Origin of the sequence: Nesterenkonia populi (assembly GCF_007994735.1) — a bacterium.
GTDB classification, from domain to species: domain Bacteria; phylum Actinomycetota; class Actinomycetes; order Actinomycetales; family Micrococcaceae; genus Nesterenkonia; species Nesterenkonia populi.
Genome location: NZ_VOIL01000001.1, coordinates 1,950,849 through 1,969,297, shown reverse-complemented (window position 1 = coordinate 1,969,297; position 18,449 = coordinate 1,950,849). Strand labels below are relative to the sequence as shown.

Below are 18,449 nucleotides of genomic sequence, written 5' to 3'. Positions count from 1 at the left end.
GACCGCCTTTAGGAGGGCACTATGACCATCGCAAACTTCATCCCGGAGATTTGGAGCGCAGCCCTGCTGCAGGCTCTGAATGACAGACTGGTGTACGGCCAGCCCGGCGTCATCAACCGCAACTACGAGGGCGAAATCGCCCAGGCCGGTGACACCGTGCACATCACTGCCTTCGGTGCCCCTCAGACCCGCGAGTACGAGCGTAACGGCACCATCGAGTGGGACCTGCTCGAGTCCACTCAGCAGACCATGGTCATCGACCAGTCCCGCTACTTCGCCTTCAAGGTCGATGACATCGACCGCCGGCAGGCTCTTGCAGGCTTCGTGGAAGAGTCCGCAGGGGGTGCGTCCTACAACCTGGCCTCCGATGCTGACTCCCACCTGGCCGGAAAGATGTCGTCTGCCATCACTGGGGCCAACGAGCTTTCCTCTGGTGAGCTCACCACCCCCCGTCAGGCGTACAGCCACCTGGTGAGCCTGCGCACTCGGCTGAACCGCACCAACACCCCTTCCGAGGGTCGCTTCGCGGTGATCCCGCCCGAGATGTACGCGCTCCTGCTCGAGGATGACCGCTTCATTCGGGCAGACGCAGCCGGGACCACGGAGGGACTGCGCAACGGTGTGGTGGGTCGCGCCGCCGGCTTCGAGGTGATGGAGGCCAACCGCGTGCCCGAGGTGAATGGCGGCTACCGGGTCATCGCCGGTCACGCCATTGCCACCACCTACGCCGAGCAGATCCTCAACACCGAGGCCATGCGCCTGCAGAACACCTTCGGTGATGGTGTCCGCGGACTTCACGTCTACGGCTCCCGCGTCATCCGGCCAGAGCAGCTCGCCGGCGGCACCGTCTCCATCGAGCCCGGCGGCGACGGCGGCGGCAGCGATGAGGGCGAGTCCGAGAGTGATGGCGGTAACGGCGGTGAATCCCAGGGGGAATGACCGGCCTCAGCTCGGCGGATATGACCGCTGGGACTGAGGTTTCCCCCGCAGGCAATGCGTCTCAGTCCGACTGGGCTGCATATGCCATCACTCAAGGTGCTGACCCCGGAGAGGCTGAGGGCATGACCCGCAATCAGCTTCGGGAGCAGTACGGATAGCACGAAACATAGGAGGTGGCCGTCGTGGCCGAGAGTCTTCCCCAGCTGGTCACGGCGGCCGACCTCCATGTCTTCAACATCGATACATCCAGTCAGAAGCAGATGGATGCGGTGATCGACGCCGTATCGGCTGGGATCCGCAGTGCCGCCGGCGCGCCGATCAGCGCCATCACCTCCACGGTGGAGTTCGGTGGTCACGCTGAGCGATTCTTCGAGCTTCCCGGCGGACCACTGCTGTCGGTGGATGAAGTGCGCATCAATGATCAGCCGGTCGAGTACAAGCTGCGTAATGGGATGCTGTATCGCCGCGCAGGGTGGGGCCGAATTGACGACGATGTTCAAGTCACTTGGCGTCATGGCTGGGATCCGGTGCCGGCAGACGTAGTGAAGCTGGCGACGAACCTGGTCGCCGCTGGCCTGAATGAGGCCCAGTCTGAGGAGGGGCTCGCGTCCCGCCGCGGCCTGGTCTCGCGGCAGGAATCGATCGACGACTACAGCCTGCAGGAGTCATTCGTGCGCGGCGAGGACGAAGTGGTGGACCTCACCGAACTTCCCGACCGCACCCGCCAGTGGCTTCGTGAGCGCTTCGGCCGGCAGGCGTACGTGACGGGGAGCTACTGATGGTCGCCACTCGGCTTCTGGCACGCGGCAGGCAGGCCGCAGAGACTCTGATGGTCGATACGTGTGAGATCACCCGCTACACCGGGGAGCTCGCCACTGACCCTGAGACGGGCATCGACTACCCGGTGGGCACGATCGTCTACTCCGGCCCCTGCAAGGTATCCAGCACCCCAGACACTGCCGAGAGCTACGGCGAAGGTAGTCACCGCGTCATCGTTGAAGCCCCCCGCCTTCACCTGCCGGTGGACGCCGAGGTTCAGCCCGGCGACGAGGCAGTTATCACCAGCGCCGCGCAGGCCGAGTATCACACGGGGGACCGAATGCGCCTGCGGAGCCTGAATCGCGGCACATGGCGCACGGCTCAGCGCTGGAACGTCGAGATTCCGACAGGACAGTAATGCGCATCCATGGCACCGAAGAGATCGACCGCTTTGTGAGCGACCTCAACACGAGTACCCGCCGCAATCAGCAGGAGGTCCGGCGGATCATGCGGCGGGCCGGGGTAGAGATGTCCCGCTCCTGGCGAGAGCTATTCCAGGGCTCCCGGTCATTCCGGCAGGTCGCGCGCTCCATCGACTTCGACTTCATGGACTCCACCGCCTTCGGGGCACGGAACTTCAGTGTCGAAGTCGGGCCCAACGCGGCCAAGGACCCATCCGCCGCACTGGCCGGCATCGCCACCTTCGGCTCGTCCCGGCCAGGCGGTGCCACGGTCGCTGAACCGGACCCCATCTTGGAGCGCGAGGCAGACACCGCTGTGCAGTGGATCGAGCAGCAGATAGGGCAGCTATGACCGAGAACATCTTCGCGGTGGTCGCAGAGCTCATCCCCTCGAACATCACGGTCCACGAGGGGCAGTCGCGGCTCTCGACGCCGCCAGTGCTGACCGACTATCCGCACGTCACCGTATGGGGAACCCTGCCGAACGATCAGAGCGAGAATCTGGCTGACCAGCCCTCGAGATTCCAGGCCACCATCCGTCTGACCTACGCGGCAACATCGGGCAGCTCACTCTTCTGGATCGTGACCCGCGTGCGAGAGGCGCTCGAGGGTGCGCAGCCGCAGATCGACGGCTACTACATCGAACGTCTCAAGCCGCGGTCCCTCATGCCCTTGCAACGCGACGCCGAGGTGACCCTGCAGGGCGGCCTTAACCCCCTCTTTGCCATTGATGAGACCCCACTGATCGCACAGAGAGCATAAGGAGGCCATCAATGGGCCACAAGATCACAGCCATCAACTCCAAGGGCCAGAAGCAGGCGATCCCCGAAAGATGGCTTGACCTAAACCTGGGATTCAAACTCCCACCATCACGCCGCAAGGGCACCAAGAAGCGCCGCAAGGGCAACGGACAATTCGCAAAGAGCACCCCCGCCGAGCCAAAGGCGGAACCCACGACAAAGGAGGAGCCCGATGGCTCGAATGCTGGCTGATGGCCGAACCAAGATCACCCTGCTCACTGAGAAGCCGAGCAATCCCGGGGCCCCGACTGCCTCTGAGCTCAACGAGGGGCATGACGCCTCGGGAGATATCTTCCACAGTGACTTCAACTTCACTGCGCAGGCATCCACAACCGCCGACACGAAGAAGCTCACCCAGACCGGCAACGCGCAGACTCCGACCTACAAGCAGCACGTGGCCGAGATGACCATCTATCGCGGCTTCAGCGCCGAGGGCGGCTTCGAGAAGGACGGCGACGACAAGACCGCCCAGATCCTCCTGGAATCTCACAACACCGTCTGGGCCTACGCACGTCGTACCGACAAGTGGAGCGACGACGAGTGGGAAGAGGGCGATGAGATCTACATGGGCGGTGAGTTCACCACCGACGTACCCCAGCAGGGAGACACCGAGGACGACATCAAGATCCGCTGCGTGATGCTCCCTCAGCAGGTCCACGACTACATCACAGTCGGCGCCTCTGGCTCGGGAGACTGAGCCCACCGCGCGCACTGACAACTGAATACATCTCCCACTTAAGGACAGGAGGCCCCGCTCTCGATGACTGCAAGAGTCGTCAGGGCGGGGCTTTTCTGCGCATAGGCGAAAGGCTTGCTGTGACCGAAACTATGGACCCGAAGACCTTCAATCTTGACGACTGGCTGCAGGACGCACACCTGCCCGAAGAGTCCTGCCGTGTCTTCAAGAAGGGCCACCTGATCGCCCGCCTCACAGAGCTTCGTGAGCAGATTGAGGACGAGGCGGAGCAGGCAAAGTCCGGCCAGTCGATGTCCGGCGCCCGCAAGCTGACTGAGCTGCGCGAAGAGTACGAGCGCTTGGCCGAAGAGGTGGCCGACTCCGCGCTGACCGTCTACTGCTCGGCCATCACTGCGCAGAAGAACCGCGCCGTCCGCGACGCCGTAGACAAGGTTGCCGAGGAGCAGGGCCTGGACAAGCGCCAGGCAGGCTACGAGTTCTCGTACTACCTGGTTGCAGCCTCCGTGGTGGCCGTCGCAAAGCCTGGTGATCAGCGCAAGGACGTTGACTGGTCACCCGAAGAGGTCAAGCGCCTCGAGCAAGCCATCAGCCCCGGTGAATTCGGCAAGATCGTCGCCGCCTACAAGAAGGCTGACAGTGGCGTGAAGGAGCCGAGCGTCGATTTTTTACGCAAGTCCTCTGGCACCAACAGCGGCGATACCGGCGACTGATTCAGGTCCTCGAGACCGCCGAGAAGTACAGCAAGCCGCCCTCAACGTGGCTGGGTGGGATCGACGGTGAGTGGCAGACCAAAGACCAGATTCTGACCCTGGCACTGACCATCTACCGCGAAGGGCTCTGCGCCTGCGGTCAGCCGCTCATCCTTGCTCATGACGACGACAACGACGGCTGGTATGAAGCGAAGTCAACGACTTGCCATGCCTGTGCGGCTACTGACCGCCATCGGGACGACCAGCAGAAGCCTCAGCCTGGACAGAAGGTGTTCCCGGTCCTTGATCCAGAGGGAATCAAGAAGTGACTCGCTGGTCTACGCGGCCCATTAGGCGCAGTGTCCAGCCGATGAGGGCAATGATCAGGCCGGGCACCGCCATCACGAACGGGGCAACGATGTAGAACACCCAATTCCCGAAGGTGTAACGGTCAAACCATCCGGCGGGGGCGGTCGCATAGACGTACACCTGGTTCCCCGCGAAGACCAGGAACCCAAGCGCAGCAACCGCCAGCCCTGCCCACATCACAATCTGACCGATTTTGATCATCGCGCCAGTGTATAGGAGGTCTCCCTATGGTTGGTCGCCGCATTCGCCTCATCCTCGAGGCGCAGGTGGACTCCTATATCCAGAACACCCGTCGCGCATCGCGTGAGACGGAGCAGCTCGGATCGAAGCTGCGCACTGCGGTCAACAGCCAGGAAATGCAGCAGCTCGGCCGTCACATGACTGCCTTTGGTGCTGCAATCGTCGGCGGACTGGGCGTGGCAACAAAGGCCGCAATGGACTGGGAGTCCGAGTGGACGGGCGTCATGCGGCGCATCGACGGCACGCCCCAGGAGCTCGACGCACTCGAGTCTGGCCTGCGCGGGTTGGCGACTACTATGGCGGCCTCTCACTCCGAGATTGCCGAGGTTGCCGCCTCAGCTGCTCAGCTCGGTGTCGCCACCACTGACATCGAAAGCTTCACCGAGGTCATGGTGCAGATGGGCGCCACCACCGATATGACGGCAGACCAGGCCGCCACCTCTATGCAGCGCTTCTCAAACGTGATGGGTACGCCGACATCCGAGGTGGAGAACTTGGCTTCCGCTGTGGTTGACCTCGGCAACAACGGCGCCACCACGGAATCCGAAATCGCCCAGATGGGCCAGCGTCTCGCTGGTGCCGGTCGGCAGGCAGGAATGTCTGAGGGTGACGTGCTCGGCCTTGCTGCAGCCATGTCCTCGGTCGGCATCAACGCCCAGATGGGCGGCACCAACATGTCTATGACCATGCAGGAGATCTCCCGCATGGTCGAAAACGGCAGTGCTGAGCTCGAGACTCTGGCTGATGTCGCTGGCATGTCCGCCAGTGAATTCGAGAGCGCATGGCGCGAGGATGCAGCTGGCGCTCTGGTGGAGTTCGTCACCGGCCTTGGCGCGGTCCAGGAGTCGGGCGGCAACACCATTGGCATTCTCGATGAGCTCGGCTTCACGGGGCAGCGCCAGGTCGCCATGCTCCTGCAGCTCTCATCTGCCAGTGACCTGATGACTGAATCCATGGATCGCGGCAACGAGGCATTCTCTGAGGGCACTGCGATGTCTGAGGAGTACGGTCGGATCGCCGAGACGGCCGCGTACCGCATCCAGGTGGCATGGTCCCAGATGCAGGACGCCATGATCGACGTAGGCGGCGTCATCCTGCCGGCGCTGGCCCCTCTGACAGAAGGTCTTGCAGATCTGGTCTCCGGCTTCTCTGACCTGCCCGGACCAGCTCAGACCTCTCTCACACTGCTCACCGGATTCGCCGGTGCAGCATCACTGGCCGGTGGCTCCTTCCTGATGCTGGCACCGGGCATTTTCCGCACGGTAGGTGCACTGGATGGATTCACGCGCAGTGGTCGAGGTGTCAGTGGTCGGCTCGGGCGCATCGGTGGCGCGGCAGCCATGGCGGCCGGCCCCCTGGGCGTCCTCTTCCTGGTGGACTCTCTCGCGCGCCTCTGGGATACCCAGCACGACACCGCCGAAGCCGCACAGCGCATCGAAGCTGAAATGCGACGTATGGGCGACAGTGCCGCCGACGCCGCAACGGGCCTCGAGGGTGCGGCTATGGCGAGCACAGACTGGTGGCGCGGTCATGACTCCACAAGTCAGCTCATGACGGACATGGACGGCATTGGCTCAGCGATGCAGAACATGGACCTGCTGGCCGGTGATCTCACGTCGCGGATGTCTGAATTCTGGGGCATCAACGCATCTGCCGTAGACCGTAACAACCTGGAGGCGTACTTCGAGTCCGTCGAGATCAGCCTCTCTAGCCTGGCTCGATCCGGCGACTTTGACGTGCTTCAGGCGCAGGTCCAGGCCATGGCTAATGACGCCGAAGCCTATGGATACTCCGCAGAAGACCTGGGCGAGCACCTTTCCGGCGTAACTTCTGAGCTGCTCATCCTGCGCGAGGACTCATCCCTCACCCAGGATGAGGTAAACCAGCTCAACGAGATCCTCTACAACCTTGGCGAGGGCTCTGGTCGGGCCTCGCAGATGATCGACCCGCTCACCGGCGAACTCATCGAGACCGGGGAGGCTGCAGAGGATGCCGCGCTGGGAGCCGATGAGTTCGAGGAGTCCCTCGAGGGGATGGGCGACGAGGCGCGCTCGACTGCTGATGCCATTCGCGAGCTGACGGATGCGCTCTTCGAGTCCGGGATGCTCACGATGGACGCACGCGAGGCAGCATCGCGCTATCAGGCTGAACTGGCCGGTATTGGTGAGGCGGTCGCCCTGATTAATGAGGAGCAGGGTGGCCTCGGCGCAGCACTCAATGAGACGGCGACGGACTTCAACCTGTCCGAGGAGGCCGGCCGCACCGCCAACGAGGCCTTCCAGGGACTCGCGCGCTCAGGCATGGCCGAGGTGCAAGCGATGGCCTCGGATGGCGCTGGACTGCCAGAGCTGTCAGGGCGACTCGAGGACATTCACGGTGACCTCATTCAGACCGCCAATGACTTTGGCATCACAGGTGACGCCGCACAGGAGTTGGCTGCTGAGGTCTTGGGCATCCCAGATGGTGTGGATATCGAGACATGGCTTCACGACGAGGCCGCACGTCAGGGCCTCGAGGCGCTGGTCAACGGCGTCTATGAGACCGAGATTATGGTGGACGGCAACACGCAGGCCGCGGAGTCCGTCATGGATGCATTTCTGGCTGGAGACTACGAGGCGATGGCCGAGATCCTCGGCAACGATGTGCGCGCCCGCGAGGTCATGGACGCCTTCCTGGCTGGGGACTACGAGACAGTGGCGGACCTGCTGGCCAACGATTCCCAGGCGCGGTCTACAGTCGGTGACTTCACCAGCACTGATTGGCAGACCTTCATTGACGCTATCGCTGAGACTGCCGCCGCCGAGGCCGCCCTGAATGAGGCGGCACGTGATCGCTGGTCCACTGTCACCCAAACCATCCGGAGATCCTTCACAACGAGCTCTGGTGGATCCGGGGGTGCCGCACTGGCGGAGAGCTTCTCCACCGGCGGCGGCGTCTATGGCATCGGTGGCCCCACTCAGGACAACGTGCCGGCGAACCTCTCCGTGGGTGAGCATGTGCTGACTGCACGGGACGTACAGGCACTTGGTGGACAGCAGGCGGTCTACGACTTCCGCCAGACGCTGCACCAACCGCCGAGCTCTCGCGGCATGGTCGCCTCCTATGCCTCTGGCGGGGGAGTGGGGCGCAGTCGCGACTTCGACCGCATCGCAGAGGCAGTCTCGATGGGAGGCGGTCGCGGCGTCCGGGTCCACATTGGTCAGGTCAACAACCCGCGGGGTGTGCCCACTGAGCAGTCGGTGAAGGACGGTCTTGAGTACGCCAGCGCGCTAGGAGGCAGCTTTGACGACTAGGGGCATGTTCTCCGATGAGCAGGTGAGTCTCCATCTGCAGGGTGTGAATCTTGATGATGACCGGTGGGAGAGTCCGCAGACCCGGCTGTACACCCATCGGACTGGCGTGTGGGAGCTGCTGACTGGCACTGAGGTGCTGCCCCGGTACTCGGGTGGCCGTGTGACCCGCTGGGAGATTCCGGGTGGCCAGGGGGAGCGGCGTGCTGCGCTGATGCCTCTGGCCGCTCGGGTGATCCCGATCAGGATCCGGGTCTACCCGATCTGCACTGACCCGCAGTCGCCTATGTATCAGCGGCAGGGGAGGGACCCCCAGGAGCGGGCCCGGTTCCTGCGGGAGAACATCACGGAGTTCCACCGGCGAGTGCAGTTGGGCCGACAGATGGTCGATGGCAACCTGCGTCTTGACCGCACTATCGGCGGCACGGAGCAGGTCTCGGCGGCGGTCTACTTCGAGTCGGACTGGGATCAGGAAGACGGCCCGGAGTTTCTGTGGTCCACACTCACTGTGCCGGCTCGCAACCCGACCGGCACCTGGTTCGGTGCCTGGGAGACCGTGGACGCCGGCGAGATCACCCCAGATGACGGCAGTGTCGGATTGGCGGTTCCTGCCGGTGACGCCCCCATTGAGGATGCTCGGATCGCTATCCGCCCCATCGGCAACCAGCCCAGCGACGGCGAGAACTGGTTCCGGCTCACCAACTACGGCGGCACCGGATTCACCGCCTCGATGCTGGAGCCCTACGCCCGGTGGTGGATCGTCCGCGCCGGGGAGTCCCGCGCTGGGGTGGCCCCCAGTGGTGACAACGCTGACCGTGACTGGGCGATGGATACCCCTCGTGAAGATGTCATCTACAGCTACGGCCGCAGGCAGGGCACCTCGCTGCTGATCACTCCCGGCATTCCTGGTGATGGCCGGGCTGTGGGTCGGGTGAATATCCGTGTCGGAGCTCCCGCCCGCGTCATGGTCGCCGTCCGCCCGAAGTACTTCTAGGAGGCACACGTGAGCACCAGCATCATGGCCGGCAACGCTGACCACGCCATGCGTCTGCGGCTGGTGAAGCCCGCGGAGTACGGCGCCCAGTCCTACGCCGGTGAGGTCGTGGACATCTTCGATGTGTCCCTGTCCTTCAACGAGTCCGGCGAGCCGGGCACCCTGGATCTGCGGACCTACAAGGACTCTGCTGGTGCCGCGGCACTGCAGTCCGGCCAGTATGAGATCCAGGTGGACCTTTGGGATCCCCGCGACGGTGAGCATGTCTTCCCGGAGAACGCCCGATTTGTTGTCGGCACCTGGGAGGAAGACCGCGTGGATGAGTCCAACGTCATTCACTACCGGTGCCCGAATGCCCTGCAGAAGCTGGATAAGGTCCGGCTGACACGGGCACAGAACGCGACCCGGCTGAACAACGCCTACGACAGGGCATTGGACCGGCTGCGTGAGACAGAGCGCCCTTATGAGCGGGCCCTTGAGCGTTTCGAGGAGCTGGCCGAGTGGGTGAAGGATCGGCACGGGCTGCCTGGTCGCAGCTTCGCCTACCACGGGGTGCACTGGCTCTCGAAGGAACGCAACGTCCACCACGGGAGCCTCGCCAGCAACGCGTCCCTGGGTGGCCGGCTGTACTACTACGTGCGCTCAGCTGATCAGTGGCGTCGCCTGCAGATGACCTCCTGGCCTGATAACAAGGCTGAGCTGATGGACCGCGGCGTGGAGCTGGCGGAAACACGCCGGGCCTACAACGCGGCCCGCGACGCCTACGACAAGGCCGAGCGTGCAGCACGGGAGACCAGCCGTGACGGCCGCCGATTCTTCTACAACTCCACCCCGGGGCGCACCTTGCACCGGTTCTGGCAGGAGGCCACTGAGCGTGACGAGCGTCAGGGCTATACCCCGCCCCGTCACGGGGTACTGAAGGGTCGCCGGCGGACCTTCAGCAACTCCAAGGACTCCCGCGGCGTGGACTGGCCTGCGTCATCGCGGACTAATCACGATTTCCCTCTGGGCGCGTCACTGCTGCAGGTGCTCCTGGACTTCCAGGAGCGCGGGCTCATCGACTTCACCACCCGGCAGTCCCAGCTGGACGTGGTGCCTGCCGGGGCCCTGGAGGTGGACCAGTCAGACCGGGTAAACCTGCTGCTGGGCCGGGACCTGACCTCAGCGAACGAGCGTGGTTCGTCCTTGGAGCACTTCGCCGTCGCGGTGATCGTCGCCGGTGACGGGCAGACCCACCACTTCATGTATGGCGATGACCCGGACCTGCACGGCTCGAAGGGTCCGTGGGGCTTTGAAGAGGGCACGATCTCTGAGCCCAACGCCGACTCCCGCGACTCGGCCCGCAGCCTCACGCACCGGGCCCGGCAGACCGCTCAGCGGCGGAACAAGATCGAATCCACCCTGGGTGTGAGCCTCGGCCCGTCCTCGGCCATCCCGATGATCGACTACCAGCCCGGTCACTGGATCTCCGTGTGGGACCACGAGGGTGAACGCTCCCGCCGGAAGGTCACCCAAATCGTGCTGCGGTGGTCACCGGAAGACCCGATGACCGCCATCGTGACCCTCGATGATCGGTTCACTCGCCGTGCGGTCAGCTTCGCACGCACCATGTCCAAGACCGTGGGCGGAGTGGACCACCTGCAGGGCCACGTGCCCCGTGACCCGGCTCTTGAGCCACCGATCCTCTCGGCCGAGGCGTGGGTGGCACCCCCGATCTACCTGGGGGAGGCGACGCTGAACTATGACACCAGCCGCGAGAACTGGACGGTCAGGCTTCCGCTAACCCTCAGTGACCCCGGCACCCCTGAGCCGGATGACCCGGACGCTTTCGACCGGGATCTTCCGAGCACTGAATCTGACCCGGAGGACGACGGCTTTATCCCCTCTGATGAAGACGACTAAGGAGGCCCCGTGGCTGATATCCGCGATGACGCTGGCCTGACCCCCAGCCACGAAGAGCCGGATGAGATCCGTGAGGGCACTGTCGTCACCGGCGAGGGTCCGGCGGATGACTTCATGGCCCCGGCACCTGACCGGCCGTCGCCGGTGTCTTCCTGGTCTGAGGTGGACCCGGATCACACCGACCTGGTGGACGCGGATGACGAACCGGAGGACGCCGACGACGAGGACCTGGACGGTGACCCCGCAGAAGGTGACCCCTCTGGTGCCTCCGCCCCCCGGTGGGTCTCCTACGAGGTGGAGGGCCGCGACCGGGACGAGCCTGGGTCGGCATGGCGGCCCTATCTGTCCGCTCCACTGGATGAGGACAGCATGTCTGTCACCATCCCGGACCTGCCGACTGCGGTGAACCTTGAGCTTCGGATGCGGCTGACGGACTCCCAGGGCCGCCACACCAAGTGGACTGAGTCGGTGCAGGTGACTACCCCGCGGGACTTCACCCCACCCCCGCCACCGGTGGCACCGTGGGTGCACTCCGAGCTGGGCCACACCACCGCCGGCTCCACCGGTGAGCTCACCGGGGACCGGCCCGTGGACCACTCGCATGACCTGCTCTACATCCAGCAGATGCACCCGGAAGGCGACGAGTCAGGCGATCCCGGCGACCCGGTATCGGTGGCGCGGTTCGTCGGCGCCGGCCAGCACACCCTGGGGTTCCTGCCTTTCGTGGAGCACCGGGCATTCCTGACCTCGGTGGACACCTCCCGCAATGAGTCCACGCGCTCGGAGTACGCCTACTTCACCCCCACCCAGCCGGTGGACCGAGAGCAGATTGAGGCGGATCTCGAGTCTGCACGGGATGACCTGGACGAGGCTCGGACTGACTTCGAGACCGGTAACGCTGAGCGCAAGGCTGAGATCGACTACCTGCGTGATGAGCGCATCCCCAGCCTCGAGCAGACCTTGGCTCAAGGCCTCTCGGACGAGGTGACCCGCCTTGAGGACATGATCACCACCGCTGGCGGCACCACGATCCTGCGGAGCACCTCTGCTCCTTCTGCCAGCGACGGTGAAGGCCTGGACGAGGGCACCATCTGGTACCGCTACGACACCCTTAGCAGCGGCGGCGAGCTGGAAGGCATGTGGACCTGGGACGGTTCCGCGTGGGCTGAGTCCACCATCGCTGAGCAGGTCATGGCACAGGTGCATCTGGAGTCCGGCACCTACGGGTCACTGTCCGGTGAACGTCTTGAGGCGCGGTCAGTCTCTACTGAACATCTTCAGGTGCGCAGTTTTGACCTTATAGGCGACCCGAATTTCGAGACGGTCAGCACTTCCAGGCAGGCCGAACAGCCTAACTCCTGGTGGCTGATTCCCGGCAGTGGGAGCTGGGGCACCGGGGGTCAGGAGCCTCAGCGCGAGACCGGCGGGCCGGACGGGTCATTGATCCACTGGAATAACGGCGGCGGCTCCGTGGATACCCGCTACTGGCCAGTCAAGGGCGGCGAAACATATGCCTTCAGGGTCAAGCTGGACCGCTGGGACGGCGGCCGCATCGCGACAAGGTATCAGTCGTCCCCTACCTCGGGTTACCTGAGTTTTGGCCCCGACGCTCCTTCTATTCCCACGGGGGGCCCGGACGTCCGCGAAGTCACCTGGACCGAAACCGTCCCGGACGGCGTGGGTGATGACCAGGCCTATCTAGGCATCACCTTCAGGCCCGATGGCAACTGTCGCATCCTGTCGGTGGAGGCTCGCAGGGCCACCGATGGCAACCTGCTCGTTGAAAATGCCGTGAAGTCCCGCGCCGTGGACACCGAAGAGTTCTTCGCGGCCAACGGGGTCATCGACCGGCTCTCCGTCGCCGTGGCACGTGCCATGGAGATCACCGCCGAGCGCGGGTTCATCGGCGGGGTGCTCCTAGAAGACGAGACGATCACGCTGAGCAAGCTCACCGCGCTGGACGAGATCATGTCTGAGCTGGGTCGCTTCCTGCGCATCGAAGTGGACCAGCTGGCCTCCAATGAAATCCAGGGTATGAGCATCCAGGGTGGCCAGGTAGTCGGTGCCGAGTTCCGTACTCGCACTGGGAACCTGTACACGGGTGCTGGTGCTGGATTAATGAACTCCAGTCATCTGCGCGGGATTGGGTCTGGAGGCTCCGTGAACACGGAGTTGGACTTCGAGACCGGCGAGCTCTACGCACGCGGCGCCGACTTGGACGGTGACATCACCGCCAGGTCTATGGACCTCAGTGGCGAGCTCCGCGTCGGCGGCAACGGCGAGGGCGGCATCATCCCCGACGGTGATCGCATTCGTTACGTAGGGCGCACCCCGGACGCTTCGACCCCGTATGACCAGGTGACTCATGGGCGGACGGGGCAGCTTCAGCTCTCAACCTCTCGTTCGATCGTTCAGATTAGCTATCTTTCTCCATCACCAGAGGGTGCGCGCGTCCCGATTATCAGTCTGCATCGCACCTCTGGCGGAGGCATGGACCAGCCAATGGCTCATACCAGAAATCGCTCCGCCAGTGGGTTCGACGTGTATATCAATGCAACGGCGGGAGCCACGCTCTGGGTTTACTACTCGGCATTCTGGGGAGACCCTCCGAATAGCCCCGGATCAGCAGAGGCAGGGTGACATGATCAGCGCAGCCATCGAAAAGGGGTTCTTCAAGCTCCACCTTCACGATATTGAGGCCGACGACGGGGGAGACCCCATATCGGTGATCAACGTCTTCGAGGTCGGAAGCATCGCAACCTACTGCGAGGTGCTCGGCCTGGAAGACGCCCTTGATGCTGTCGAGGTGATCGTGCGGAAGTTCAAGCACGAGCGCTCCGCCGAAGGTGTGGACGATGATGGGCACTCGCCCTGGATGGAGGTCTACCGGGTCAAGGAGCACCTCGAGGCAATCCGAGAGGATGAGGCCATCCGTGCCCAGGAGGAGGGCACCGCGAATGACCCCCGATCGCCAGCCCTACGCTCGGCCATGCGCGTGCGGCAGGAGCTGCAGTCCATGTCACCCGATGGGTACGTAGACGGAAGCCTGCTGGCGTCCTGCCAGCAGACCCTTCGAGCAGGCCTGGGGCTGCCGGCTGCCTGCGATACCAAGCTCAGCGCCGTGCGCGAGGCGCGCCTTGGCTGCGAGGTGAACACCACCTTGGCCGACGACCCCGCAGCCGAGCTCAGCAAGCAGGACCGGGAGTTCCTCAAGCAGCTCATCGACCCGTGCCTGCCGTGGCTGCAAGGGATCCGAGGCCGCTTCAACCACATGCTGACTCGCCGGGTGGAAGACCCGCTCGCACCACCGCCTCCACCGGAGTCTGACGAGCCAGAGCAGTCACCCATTGATGCACTCAAAGCCAAGTACGGGGTTATCTCAGGAGTGCGCACATGACTGGCAGGGCGATCACCTTTCAGGAGGTTTCTGTATGTGGCTAGCGCCGATCCTTTGGGCTGAGCGGCTAGAGCTGATCGACCTGGTGATGGCCGGGATATTCAGCATCAGCACTACTGCGGTGATTGGGGTAGCTGGCGTTATCGCCGCGTGGCGGAAGCTGAAGCCCCGACTCGATGAGATCCAGCGGAATTCCGCTGAGTCAGCTCACCAGACCAAGAACGATCACGTCGAGAATCTGCGGGATTCCTTGGATCGTCGCTTCGACAGTCTGGATCAGCATCTCAGCAGGCAGGACACCCGCTTAGTCGAGGTTGAACGGGCGGTGAGCCGGCAGTGGCAGCGCACCGCTGACCTTGGGTCCCGTGATGACCGGATAGATGACCGGCTGATGCACCTGGAATGGCAGCAGCGGAAGAACGACGGATAGCAACAGGCACCACCCCCACCCACCCAAGCCCTCGTACACCGGGGGCTTTTTTCATGCCCCGAAGGAGGCGACGTGATGCCCAAGACGCACCGATTCGATGACGGAACTGTCGTGGAGCTCGACGACGACGTGGAGGTCGAGGACTTCCTCGACGCCGACGCCGACGACATCGAGGACCAGGACTACGAGCAGCTGGTGAAGGACTGTGAGGCCCGCGTCGAGGTAGGCGACGAGCCCGAGGACCTGGAACCTGCAGGAGGTGCCGGATGAGTGCCGTACTTCTCGGCTGGCTCTACCAGCGCCCTCAGTGGGGTGCCAAGTACCGCCCTGGCTTCGGTGACCGCTCGGCCAGCTACCCCCTGCGGGAGGCCTGGACTCACCACACCGTGACCCACCTGGGGCCGAACGCGACGATTGCCCAGGAGGCCGCGCACATGCGCGTCCTTGAAGAGATCGGCCAGCAGCGCTTCGGCGGCGGCATCAGCTACACCTTCGTGATCTTCGCCTCTGGCCGTGTGTGGGTAGGCACCGGTGCCAGCCGTATCGGCGCCCACACCGGTGGGCGGAACAGCATCAGCGTCTCGTTCGCCTTCGTCGGCAACTTCACCACCGCTCAGGCCTCGACCAACGCTATCGCCGCCGCGGGCCGGCTCATCCGAGAGCTCCGCCAGGCCGGTGTCCTGGCTCGGCCTCGCACCAACGGCGGTCACCGTGATGCCCCCGGACAGGCCACCGCCTGCCCCGGCAACGCCCTGTACCGCCAGATCCCCCGCATCAACCAGATCGCCGCCCAGAGCGGCTCAACAACCGCAGGTACATCAACCCCCACCTTGGAAGGACCAGTCATGTCCGCAGAAGAGTACGCAAAGGCAGTGCACGACTACGACAAGGGCCACACGCCCCGGGACGAGCCTCGCTCAATGGGCTGGCAGATCATGCGCTCTGTCGAGGCCTCCGAGGCCGCGCTGGCCGAAGTCAAGGATGTCTGGGGCCAGCGGACCCACAACCTGCGTGAGCGCGAGCAGGGCCCGGCCACCAAGGGCTTCGAGGTCGCCCAGGCGAACCTGTTCGCCATCAAGTCCTACGAGGAGGCCAAGGCCGCCCGCCGAGGTGTCGAGGCACTGGCCGTGGCCCTGGAGGAACTGGCGCCGGGCATCGCGGAGAAGGTCGCAGAGGCTGCTCGCGAGGGCGCCCGTGAAGGTGCCGCTGAGGTCAATGCCGAGGACGTCGCCGACAAGCTCACCATCGACGTGAAGAAGGAGGACTGACCCATGGCTGAGACACCGAACAGCGTCATCCACAACCCGCGCATCCGTAAGGCCGGCTACATCATCCTGGCCGCCGCTCTGAGCGTGCTGACCGTCTTCGAGGTGATCACCGAGGACGTGGCCGACCAGATCGAGTCCCTGGCGCTGCAGGTCGCCGCGATCTTCGGCTTCACCCTAGCCGGGGCGAACACCCCCAAGTCGGACAAGCTCAAGGACCAGGGCGCCGAACAGGGGATGTGAGCCATGAGTATTGATCCGTTCGTTCCCAAGGGGTTCGTGGATGGTGTGGTCGTCGTCGCCTCGGCCGATAAGACGGCGGATGAGGATCGCTACCCGGATAAGTCTGCGCCGGCGGGACGAATCCATTTCGTGCCGGTCGGCTCTCAGCGCATCTTTGAGCGGGATGGACGCTCGGTGATGGTCCTGTGTGAGACGGTCAGTGTTGGGTTCAACGCTGAGGGTTTCATTGTGGACGCTGACGCTGAGGCCGACGACACGGAGATCCCGGGCGTGTTTTTGGTGACGGGTCGGTGGACAGTACGGGCTGAGCTCAATAGCGGCCTCACCTTCTCGGACATCACCATCGAGGTGACCGAGGATCACACGACCGCTAACCCGCTGAACTTCGTTACGCAGGCATCTTTGCCCTCGCTGCCTGGTGTGCGGGACGTGGTGCGCGAGTCTGACCGCCTCCGTGCTGAAGAGGCCGCCGAGACGTCGGAGGAGAGTGCCTCAGAGGCTGGCTCTTATGCCGCTGAGGCGTCGCAGTCTCTCAGCGCGGCGCAGGATGCTGCTGGCGAGGCGGCGCAGTCGGCCGCTGATGCTGGTGATTCCGCTCAGGGTGCCGCGGCCAGTGCCTCGCAGGCCAGTGAGGCCTCGGAGAGCGCGCAGGACAGTGCATCTCAGGCGCAGAGCCTGGTGGAGGCCGCGGGGTTCCTGCTGGACCAGCGGGGCGAAGTCTCGGGTGACCTGGACCTCTCGGGCTTGGAGAAGAACGCCTACGTGCATCTGACCCTCACCTCCGACGTGACGGTGGATCTGCCCTCGGCGCCGATCCCGGGCCGAATCATCACCCTGGTCATCTCGCAGGACTCAGATGGTGAGCACGCCCTGACGGTCCCTGATGCCCTCTCTGCCTATGGGGTGCTGCCACTGCCGGCTCAGGGCGGGAACGCGGTCAGCGAGTGGCACCTGGTCTTCGACGGCGTGGACTGGAAGGTCCGCGTCTCCGGCGCCGATGACATGACCCCCGTGGAATGGAGCGTGTGATGAAAACCCCTGAAGATCGACGCGATGAGGCGGTGTCTGCAGTCATCGCCGCCGGTGGGGTGGTGCGTGGCACCCAGCCGCTGGCTGACCCGGATGAGCCGCATGAGGTGGTCGCCTACCGGGTGCTGGCAGGAGCGCCATCGCGCCGGGTGCGTGAGGCCGTGGAGGCCGTGCGGGCCGAGACGGAGACCACCCTGACCGGGCTGGTCCCCTGGGCGCCGGAAGTGGAGGAGGTGGAAGAGGATGAGGGCAGCGACGCTTGACGATCGGCTAGAGGCGCTCCTTGGGCCTCCTGGGTTCCAGGCGGGTGGCTTCGACGAAGGGATTGCGCAAGGGACTCTCACTCGCACGCCCTTCGAGGGCATGTCGCTCGTGCTGGTGTACGACGCGGACGGCACAAAGAGCGGGAACTTCTCGAATCTTCTGTCGGTAGGGACTCAAGACAAACCGGGTGAAGGATCTTAAAGCCCGGCACTCGGAAGTCGCGAATGATCTTGCCGCGCTCATTGACCTCGGTGAAGAGCGCCTGCGCGGCATTATGGGCAACGGCAAGACTAGCCAGCGTTACAAGAGCGAGTGTGTAATCGAGGCAGCGCACAATTTCATGGCCCTGGACCCCAGTGTTCGGAGCTCCGCGGAGTTCACAACTGAGCGGCTCGATGAACTGCAAGGTGCGTACGTGCAGGTCCACGGCCTAGGCCGAGTGACCTTCGACTACTTCGTGATGAATCTAGGGGTCCCGGGCATCAAAGCGGACACGCTCCTCACTCGGTTCGTTGCTCGACATGCTTATGGCGACGAGACCCGGAAGATGCCCACCCATGAGGTTGTATCTCTCGTCAACGCCGCCTGGCAGACGAATCCCCGCGGAGCGGAGAGCCTGAGCCACTTCGAGCACGCACTGTGGCTTGCTGAGAGCTCGTAAACTCCTCGCCTCGTCCTTGG

The 18,449-nt window shown here is 64.2% G+C and carries 21 protein-coding genes; 20 read left to right on the top strand and 1 reads right to left on the bottom strand.

The window, feature by feature from the left end; genetic code table 11:
• Positions 1 to 21 precede the first annotated feature (21 nt).
• The 8 genes from FWJ47_RS09065 (at position 22) to FWJ47_RS09035 (ending at position 4,366) form a co-directional block, all read left to right on the top strand.
• Positions 22 to 939 carry a phage major capsid protein gene (locus FWJ47_RS09065; protein ID WP_147107144.1) on the top strand — a complete coding sequence of 306 codons (918 nt, stop codon included), beginning with the start codon at positions 22 to 24 and terminating at the stop codon, positions 937 to 939.
• 182 nt (positions 940 to 1,121) lie between these two features.
• Entirely contained in the window at positions 1,122 to 1,718 is a 597-nt protein-coding gene (locus FWJ47_RS12080; RefSeq protein WP_170228538.1) for a hypothetical protein, read from the top strand.
• Positions 1,718 to 2,116: a DUF6093 family protein gene (locus tag FWJ47_RS09060; protein WP_147107141.1), complete on the top strand. Its 399-nt coding sequence runs from the start codon at positions 1,718 to 1,720 to the stop codon at positions 2,114 to 2,116. The genes FWJ47_RS12080 and FWJ47_RS09060 overlap by 1 nt, the downstream gene beginning before the upstream one ends.
• Positions 2,116 to 2,511 carry a hypothetical protein gene (locus tag FWJ47_RS09055; protein ID WP_147107138.1) on the top strand — a complete coding sequence of 132 codons (396 nt, stop codon included), beginning with the start codon at positions 2,116 to 2,118 and terminating at the stop codon, positions 2,509 to 2,511. Before FWJ47_RS09060 ends, FWJ47_RS09055 begins: the two co-directional genes overlap by 1 nt.
• Positions 2,508 to 2,921 carry a hypothetical protein gene (locus FWJ47_RS09050; RefSeq protein ID WP_147107136.1) on the top strand — a complete coding sequence of 138 codons (414 nt, stop codon included), beginning with the start codon at positions 2,508 to 2,510 and terminating at the stop codon, positions 2,919 to 2,921. Before FWJ47_RS09055 ends, FWJ47_RS09050 begins: the two co-directional genes overlap by 4 nt.
• 11 nt (positions 2,922 to 2,932) lie before the next feature.
• The gene (locus FWJ47_RS09045) at positions 2,933 to 3,151 is read left to right on the top strand and encodes a hypothetical protein (RefSeq protein WP_147107132.1); all 219 of its coding nucleotides are present in this window, start codon (positions 2,933 to 2,935) and stop codon (positions 3,149 to 3,151) included.
• A complete protein-coding gene (locus FWJ47_RS09040; RefSeq protein WP_147107129.1) occupies positions 3,132 to 3,656 on the top strand; it encodes a phage tail tube protein in 525 nt (174 codons plus the stop codon). The genes FWJ47_RS09045 and FWJ47_RS09040 overlap by 20 nt, the downstream gene beginning before the upstream one ends.
• 119 nt (positions 3,657 to 3,775) lie before the next feature.
• Positions 3,776 to 4,366, top strand: coding sequence for a hypothetical protein (locus FWJ47_RS09035; RefSeq protein WP_147107127.1), 591 nt, complete (start codon positions 3,776 to 3,778; stop codon positions 4,364 to 4,366).
• A 297-nt stretch (positions 4,367 to 4,663) separates the two neighbouring features.
• Here FWJ47_RS09035 and FWJ47_RS09030 read toward each other — a convergent pair whose 3' ends face one another.
• Positions 4,664 to 4,915 (bottom strand): hypothetical protein, encoded by a 252-nt coding sequence (locus FWJ47_RS09030; RefSeq protein WP_147107124.1) that lies wholly within the window; start codon positions 4,913 to 4,915, stop codon positions 4,664 to 4,666.
• A gap of 26 nt (positions 4,916 to 4,941) precedes the next feature.
• Between FWJ47_RS09030 and FWJ47_RS09025 the strand changes: the two genes are divergently transcribed.
• From FWJ47_RS09025 to FWJ47_RS08970, 12 genes are all read left to right on the top strand, one after another.
• A complete protein-coding gene (locus tag FWJ47_RS09025; protein WP_147107121.1) occupies positions 4,942 to 8,247 on the top strand; it encodes a phage tail tape measure protein in 3,306 nt (1,101 codons plus the stop codon).
• The gene (locus FWJ47_RS09020; protein ID WP_147107118.1) at positions 8,237 to 9,238 is read left to right on the top strand and encodes a hypothetical protein; all 1,002 of its coding nucleotides are present in this window, start codon (positions 8,237 to 8,239) and stop codon (positions 9,236 to 9,238) included. Before FWJ47_RS09025 ends, FWJ47_RS09020 begins: the two co-directional genes overlap by 11 nt.
• 9 nt (positions 9,239 to 9,247) lie before the next feature.
• A complete protein-coding gene (locus FWJ47_RS09015) occupies positions 9,248 to 11,140 on the top strand; it encodes a hypothetical protein (protein ID WP_147107114.1) in 1,893 nt (630 codons plus the stop codon).
• 9 nt (positions 11,141 to 11,149) lie between these two features.
• Positions 11,150 to 13,780, top strand: a complete 2,631-nt coding sequence (locus FWJ47_RS09010) for a hypothetical protein (protein ID WP_147107113.1) — start codon at positions 11,150 to 11,152, stop codon at positions 13,778 to 13,780.
• A gap of 1 nt (position 13,781) precedes the next feature.
• The gene (locus FWJ47_RS09005; protein WP_147107110.1) at positions 13,782 to 14,537 is read left to right on the top strand and encodes a hypothetical protein; all 756 of its coding nucleotides are present in this window, start codon (positions 13,782 to 13,784) and stop codon (positions 14,535 to 14,537) included.
• A 34-nt stretch (positions 14,538 to 14,571) separates the two neighbouring features.
• Positions 14,572 to 14,967 carry a hypothetical protein gene (locus FWJ47_RS09000; protein ID WP_147107107.1) on the top strand — a complete coding sequence of 132 codons (396 nt, stop codon included), beginning with the start codon at positions 14,572 to 14,574 and terminating at the stop codon, positions 14,965 to 14,967.
• A gap of 75 nt (positions 14,968 to 15,042) precedes the next feature.
• Positions 15,043 to 15,237, top strand: a complete 195-nt coding sequence (locus tag FWJ47_RS08995) for a hypothetical protein (RefSeq protein ID WP_147107104.1) — start codon at positions 15,043 to 15,045, stop codon at positions 15,235 to 15,237.
• Entirely contained in the window at positions 15,234 to 16,235 is a 1,002-nt protein-coding gene (locus tag FWJ47_RS08990; protein ID WP_147107101.1) for a peptidoglycan recognition protein family protein, read from the top strand. Before FWJ47_RS08995 ends, FWJ47_RS08990 begins: the two co-directional genes overlap by 4 nt.
• 3 nt (positions 16,236 to 16,238) lie before the next feature.
• Positions 16,239 to 16,475, top strand: a complete 237-nt coding sequence (locus tag FWJ47_RS08985) for a hypothetical protein (protein ID WP_147107098.1) — start codon at positions 16,239 to 16,241, stop codon at positions 16,473 to 16,475.
• Positions 16,476 to 16,478: 3 nt separating this feature from the next.
• Positions 16,479 to 17,504, top strand: coding sequence for a hypothetical protein (locus FWJ47_RS08980; RefSeq protein WP_147107095.1), 1,026 nt, complete (start codon positions 16,479 to 16,481; stop codon positions 17,502 to 17,504).
• On the top strand, positions 17,504 to 17,767 hold the full coding sequence (locus FWJ47_RS08975; RefSeq protein ID WP_147107092.1) for a hypothetical protein: 264 nt from the start codon (positions 17,504 to 17,506) through the stop codon (positions 17,765 to 17,767). The genes FWJ47_RS08980 and FWJ47_RS08975 overlap by 1 nt, the downstream gene beginning before the upstream one ends.
• Positions 17,768 to 17,955: 188 nt before the next feature.
• Complete coding sequence (locus tag FWJ47_RS08970; RefSeq protein WP_147107089.1) at positions 17,956 to 18,429, top strand: hypothetical protein; 474 nt, start codon at positions 17,956 to 17,958, stop codon at positions 18,427 to 18,429.
• The last annotated feature ends 20 nt before the right edge of the window (positions 18,430 to 18,449 follow it).

Coding starts and splice junctions, on each gene's coding strand:
- FWJ47_RS09065 (WP_147107144.1), top strand. CDS start 22: ATGACCATCGCAAACTTCATCCCGGAGATTTGGAGCGCAGCCCTGCTG.
- FWJ47_RS09060 (WP_147107141.1), top strand. CDS start 1,718: ATGGTCGCCACTCGGCTTCTGGCACGCGGCAGGCAGGCCGCAGAGACT.
- FWJ47_RS09055 (WP_147107138.1), top strand. CDS start 2,116: ATGCGCATCCATGGCACCGAAGAGATCGACCGCTTTGTGAGCGACCTC.
- FWJ47_RS09050 (WP_147107136.1), top strand. CDS start 2,508: ATGACCGAGAACATCTTCGCGGTGGTCGCAGAGCTCATCCCCTCGAAC.
- FWJ47_RS09045 (WP_147107132.1), top strand. CDS start 2,933: ATGGGCCACAAGATCACAGCCATCAACTCCAAGGGCCAGAAGCAGGCG.
- FWJ47_RS09040 (WP_147107129.1), top strand. CDS start 3,132: ATGGCTCGAATGCTGGCTGATGGCCGAACCAAGATCACCCTGCTCACT.
- FWJ47_RS09030 (WP_147107124.1), bottom strand. CDS start 4,915: ATGATCAAAATCGGTCAGATTGTGATGTGGGCAGGGCTGGCGGTTGCT.
- FWJ47_RS09025 (WP_147107121.1), top strand. CDS start 4,942: ATGGTTGGTCGCCGCATTCGCCTCATCCTCGAGGCGCAGGTGGACTCC.
- FWJ47_RS09005 (WP_147107110.1), top strand. CDS start 13,782: ATGATCAGCGCAGCCATCGAAAAGGGGTTCTTCAAGCTCCACCTTCAC.
- FWJ47_RS09000 (WP_147107107.1), top strand. CDS start 14,572: ATGTGGCTAGCGCCGATCCTTTGGGCTGAGCGGCTAGAGCTGATCGAC.
- FWJ47_RS08995 (WP_147107104.1), top strand. CDS start 15,043: ATGCCCAAGACGCACCGATTCGATGACGGAACTGTCGTGGAGCTCGAC.
- FWJ47_RS08990 (WP_147107101.1), top strand. CDS start 15,234: ATGAGTGCCGTACTTCTCGGCTGGCTCTACCAGCGCCCTCAGTGGGGT.
- FWJ47_RS08985 (WP_147107098.1), top strand. CDS start 16,239: ATGGCTGAGACACCGAACAGCGTCATCCACAACCCGCGCATCCGTAAG.
- FWJ47_RS08980 (WP_147107095.1), top strand. CDS start 16,479: ATGAGTATTGATCCGTTCGTTCCCAAGGGGTTCGTGGATGGTGTGGTC.
- FWJ47_RS08975 (WP_147107092.1), top strand. CDS start 17,504: ATGAAAACCCCTGAAGATCGACGCGATGAGGCGGTGTCTGCAGTCATC.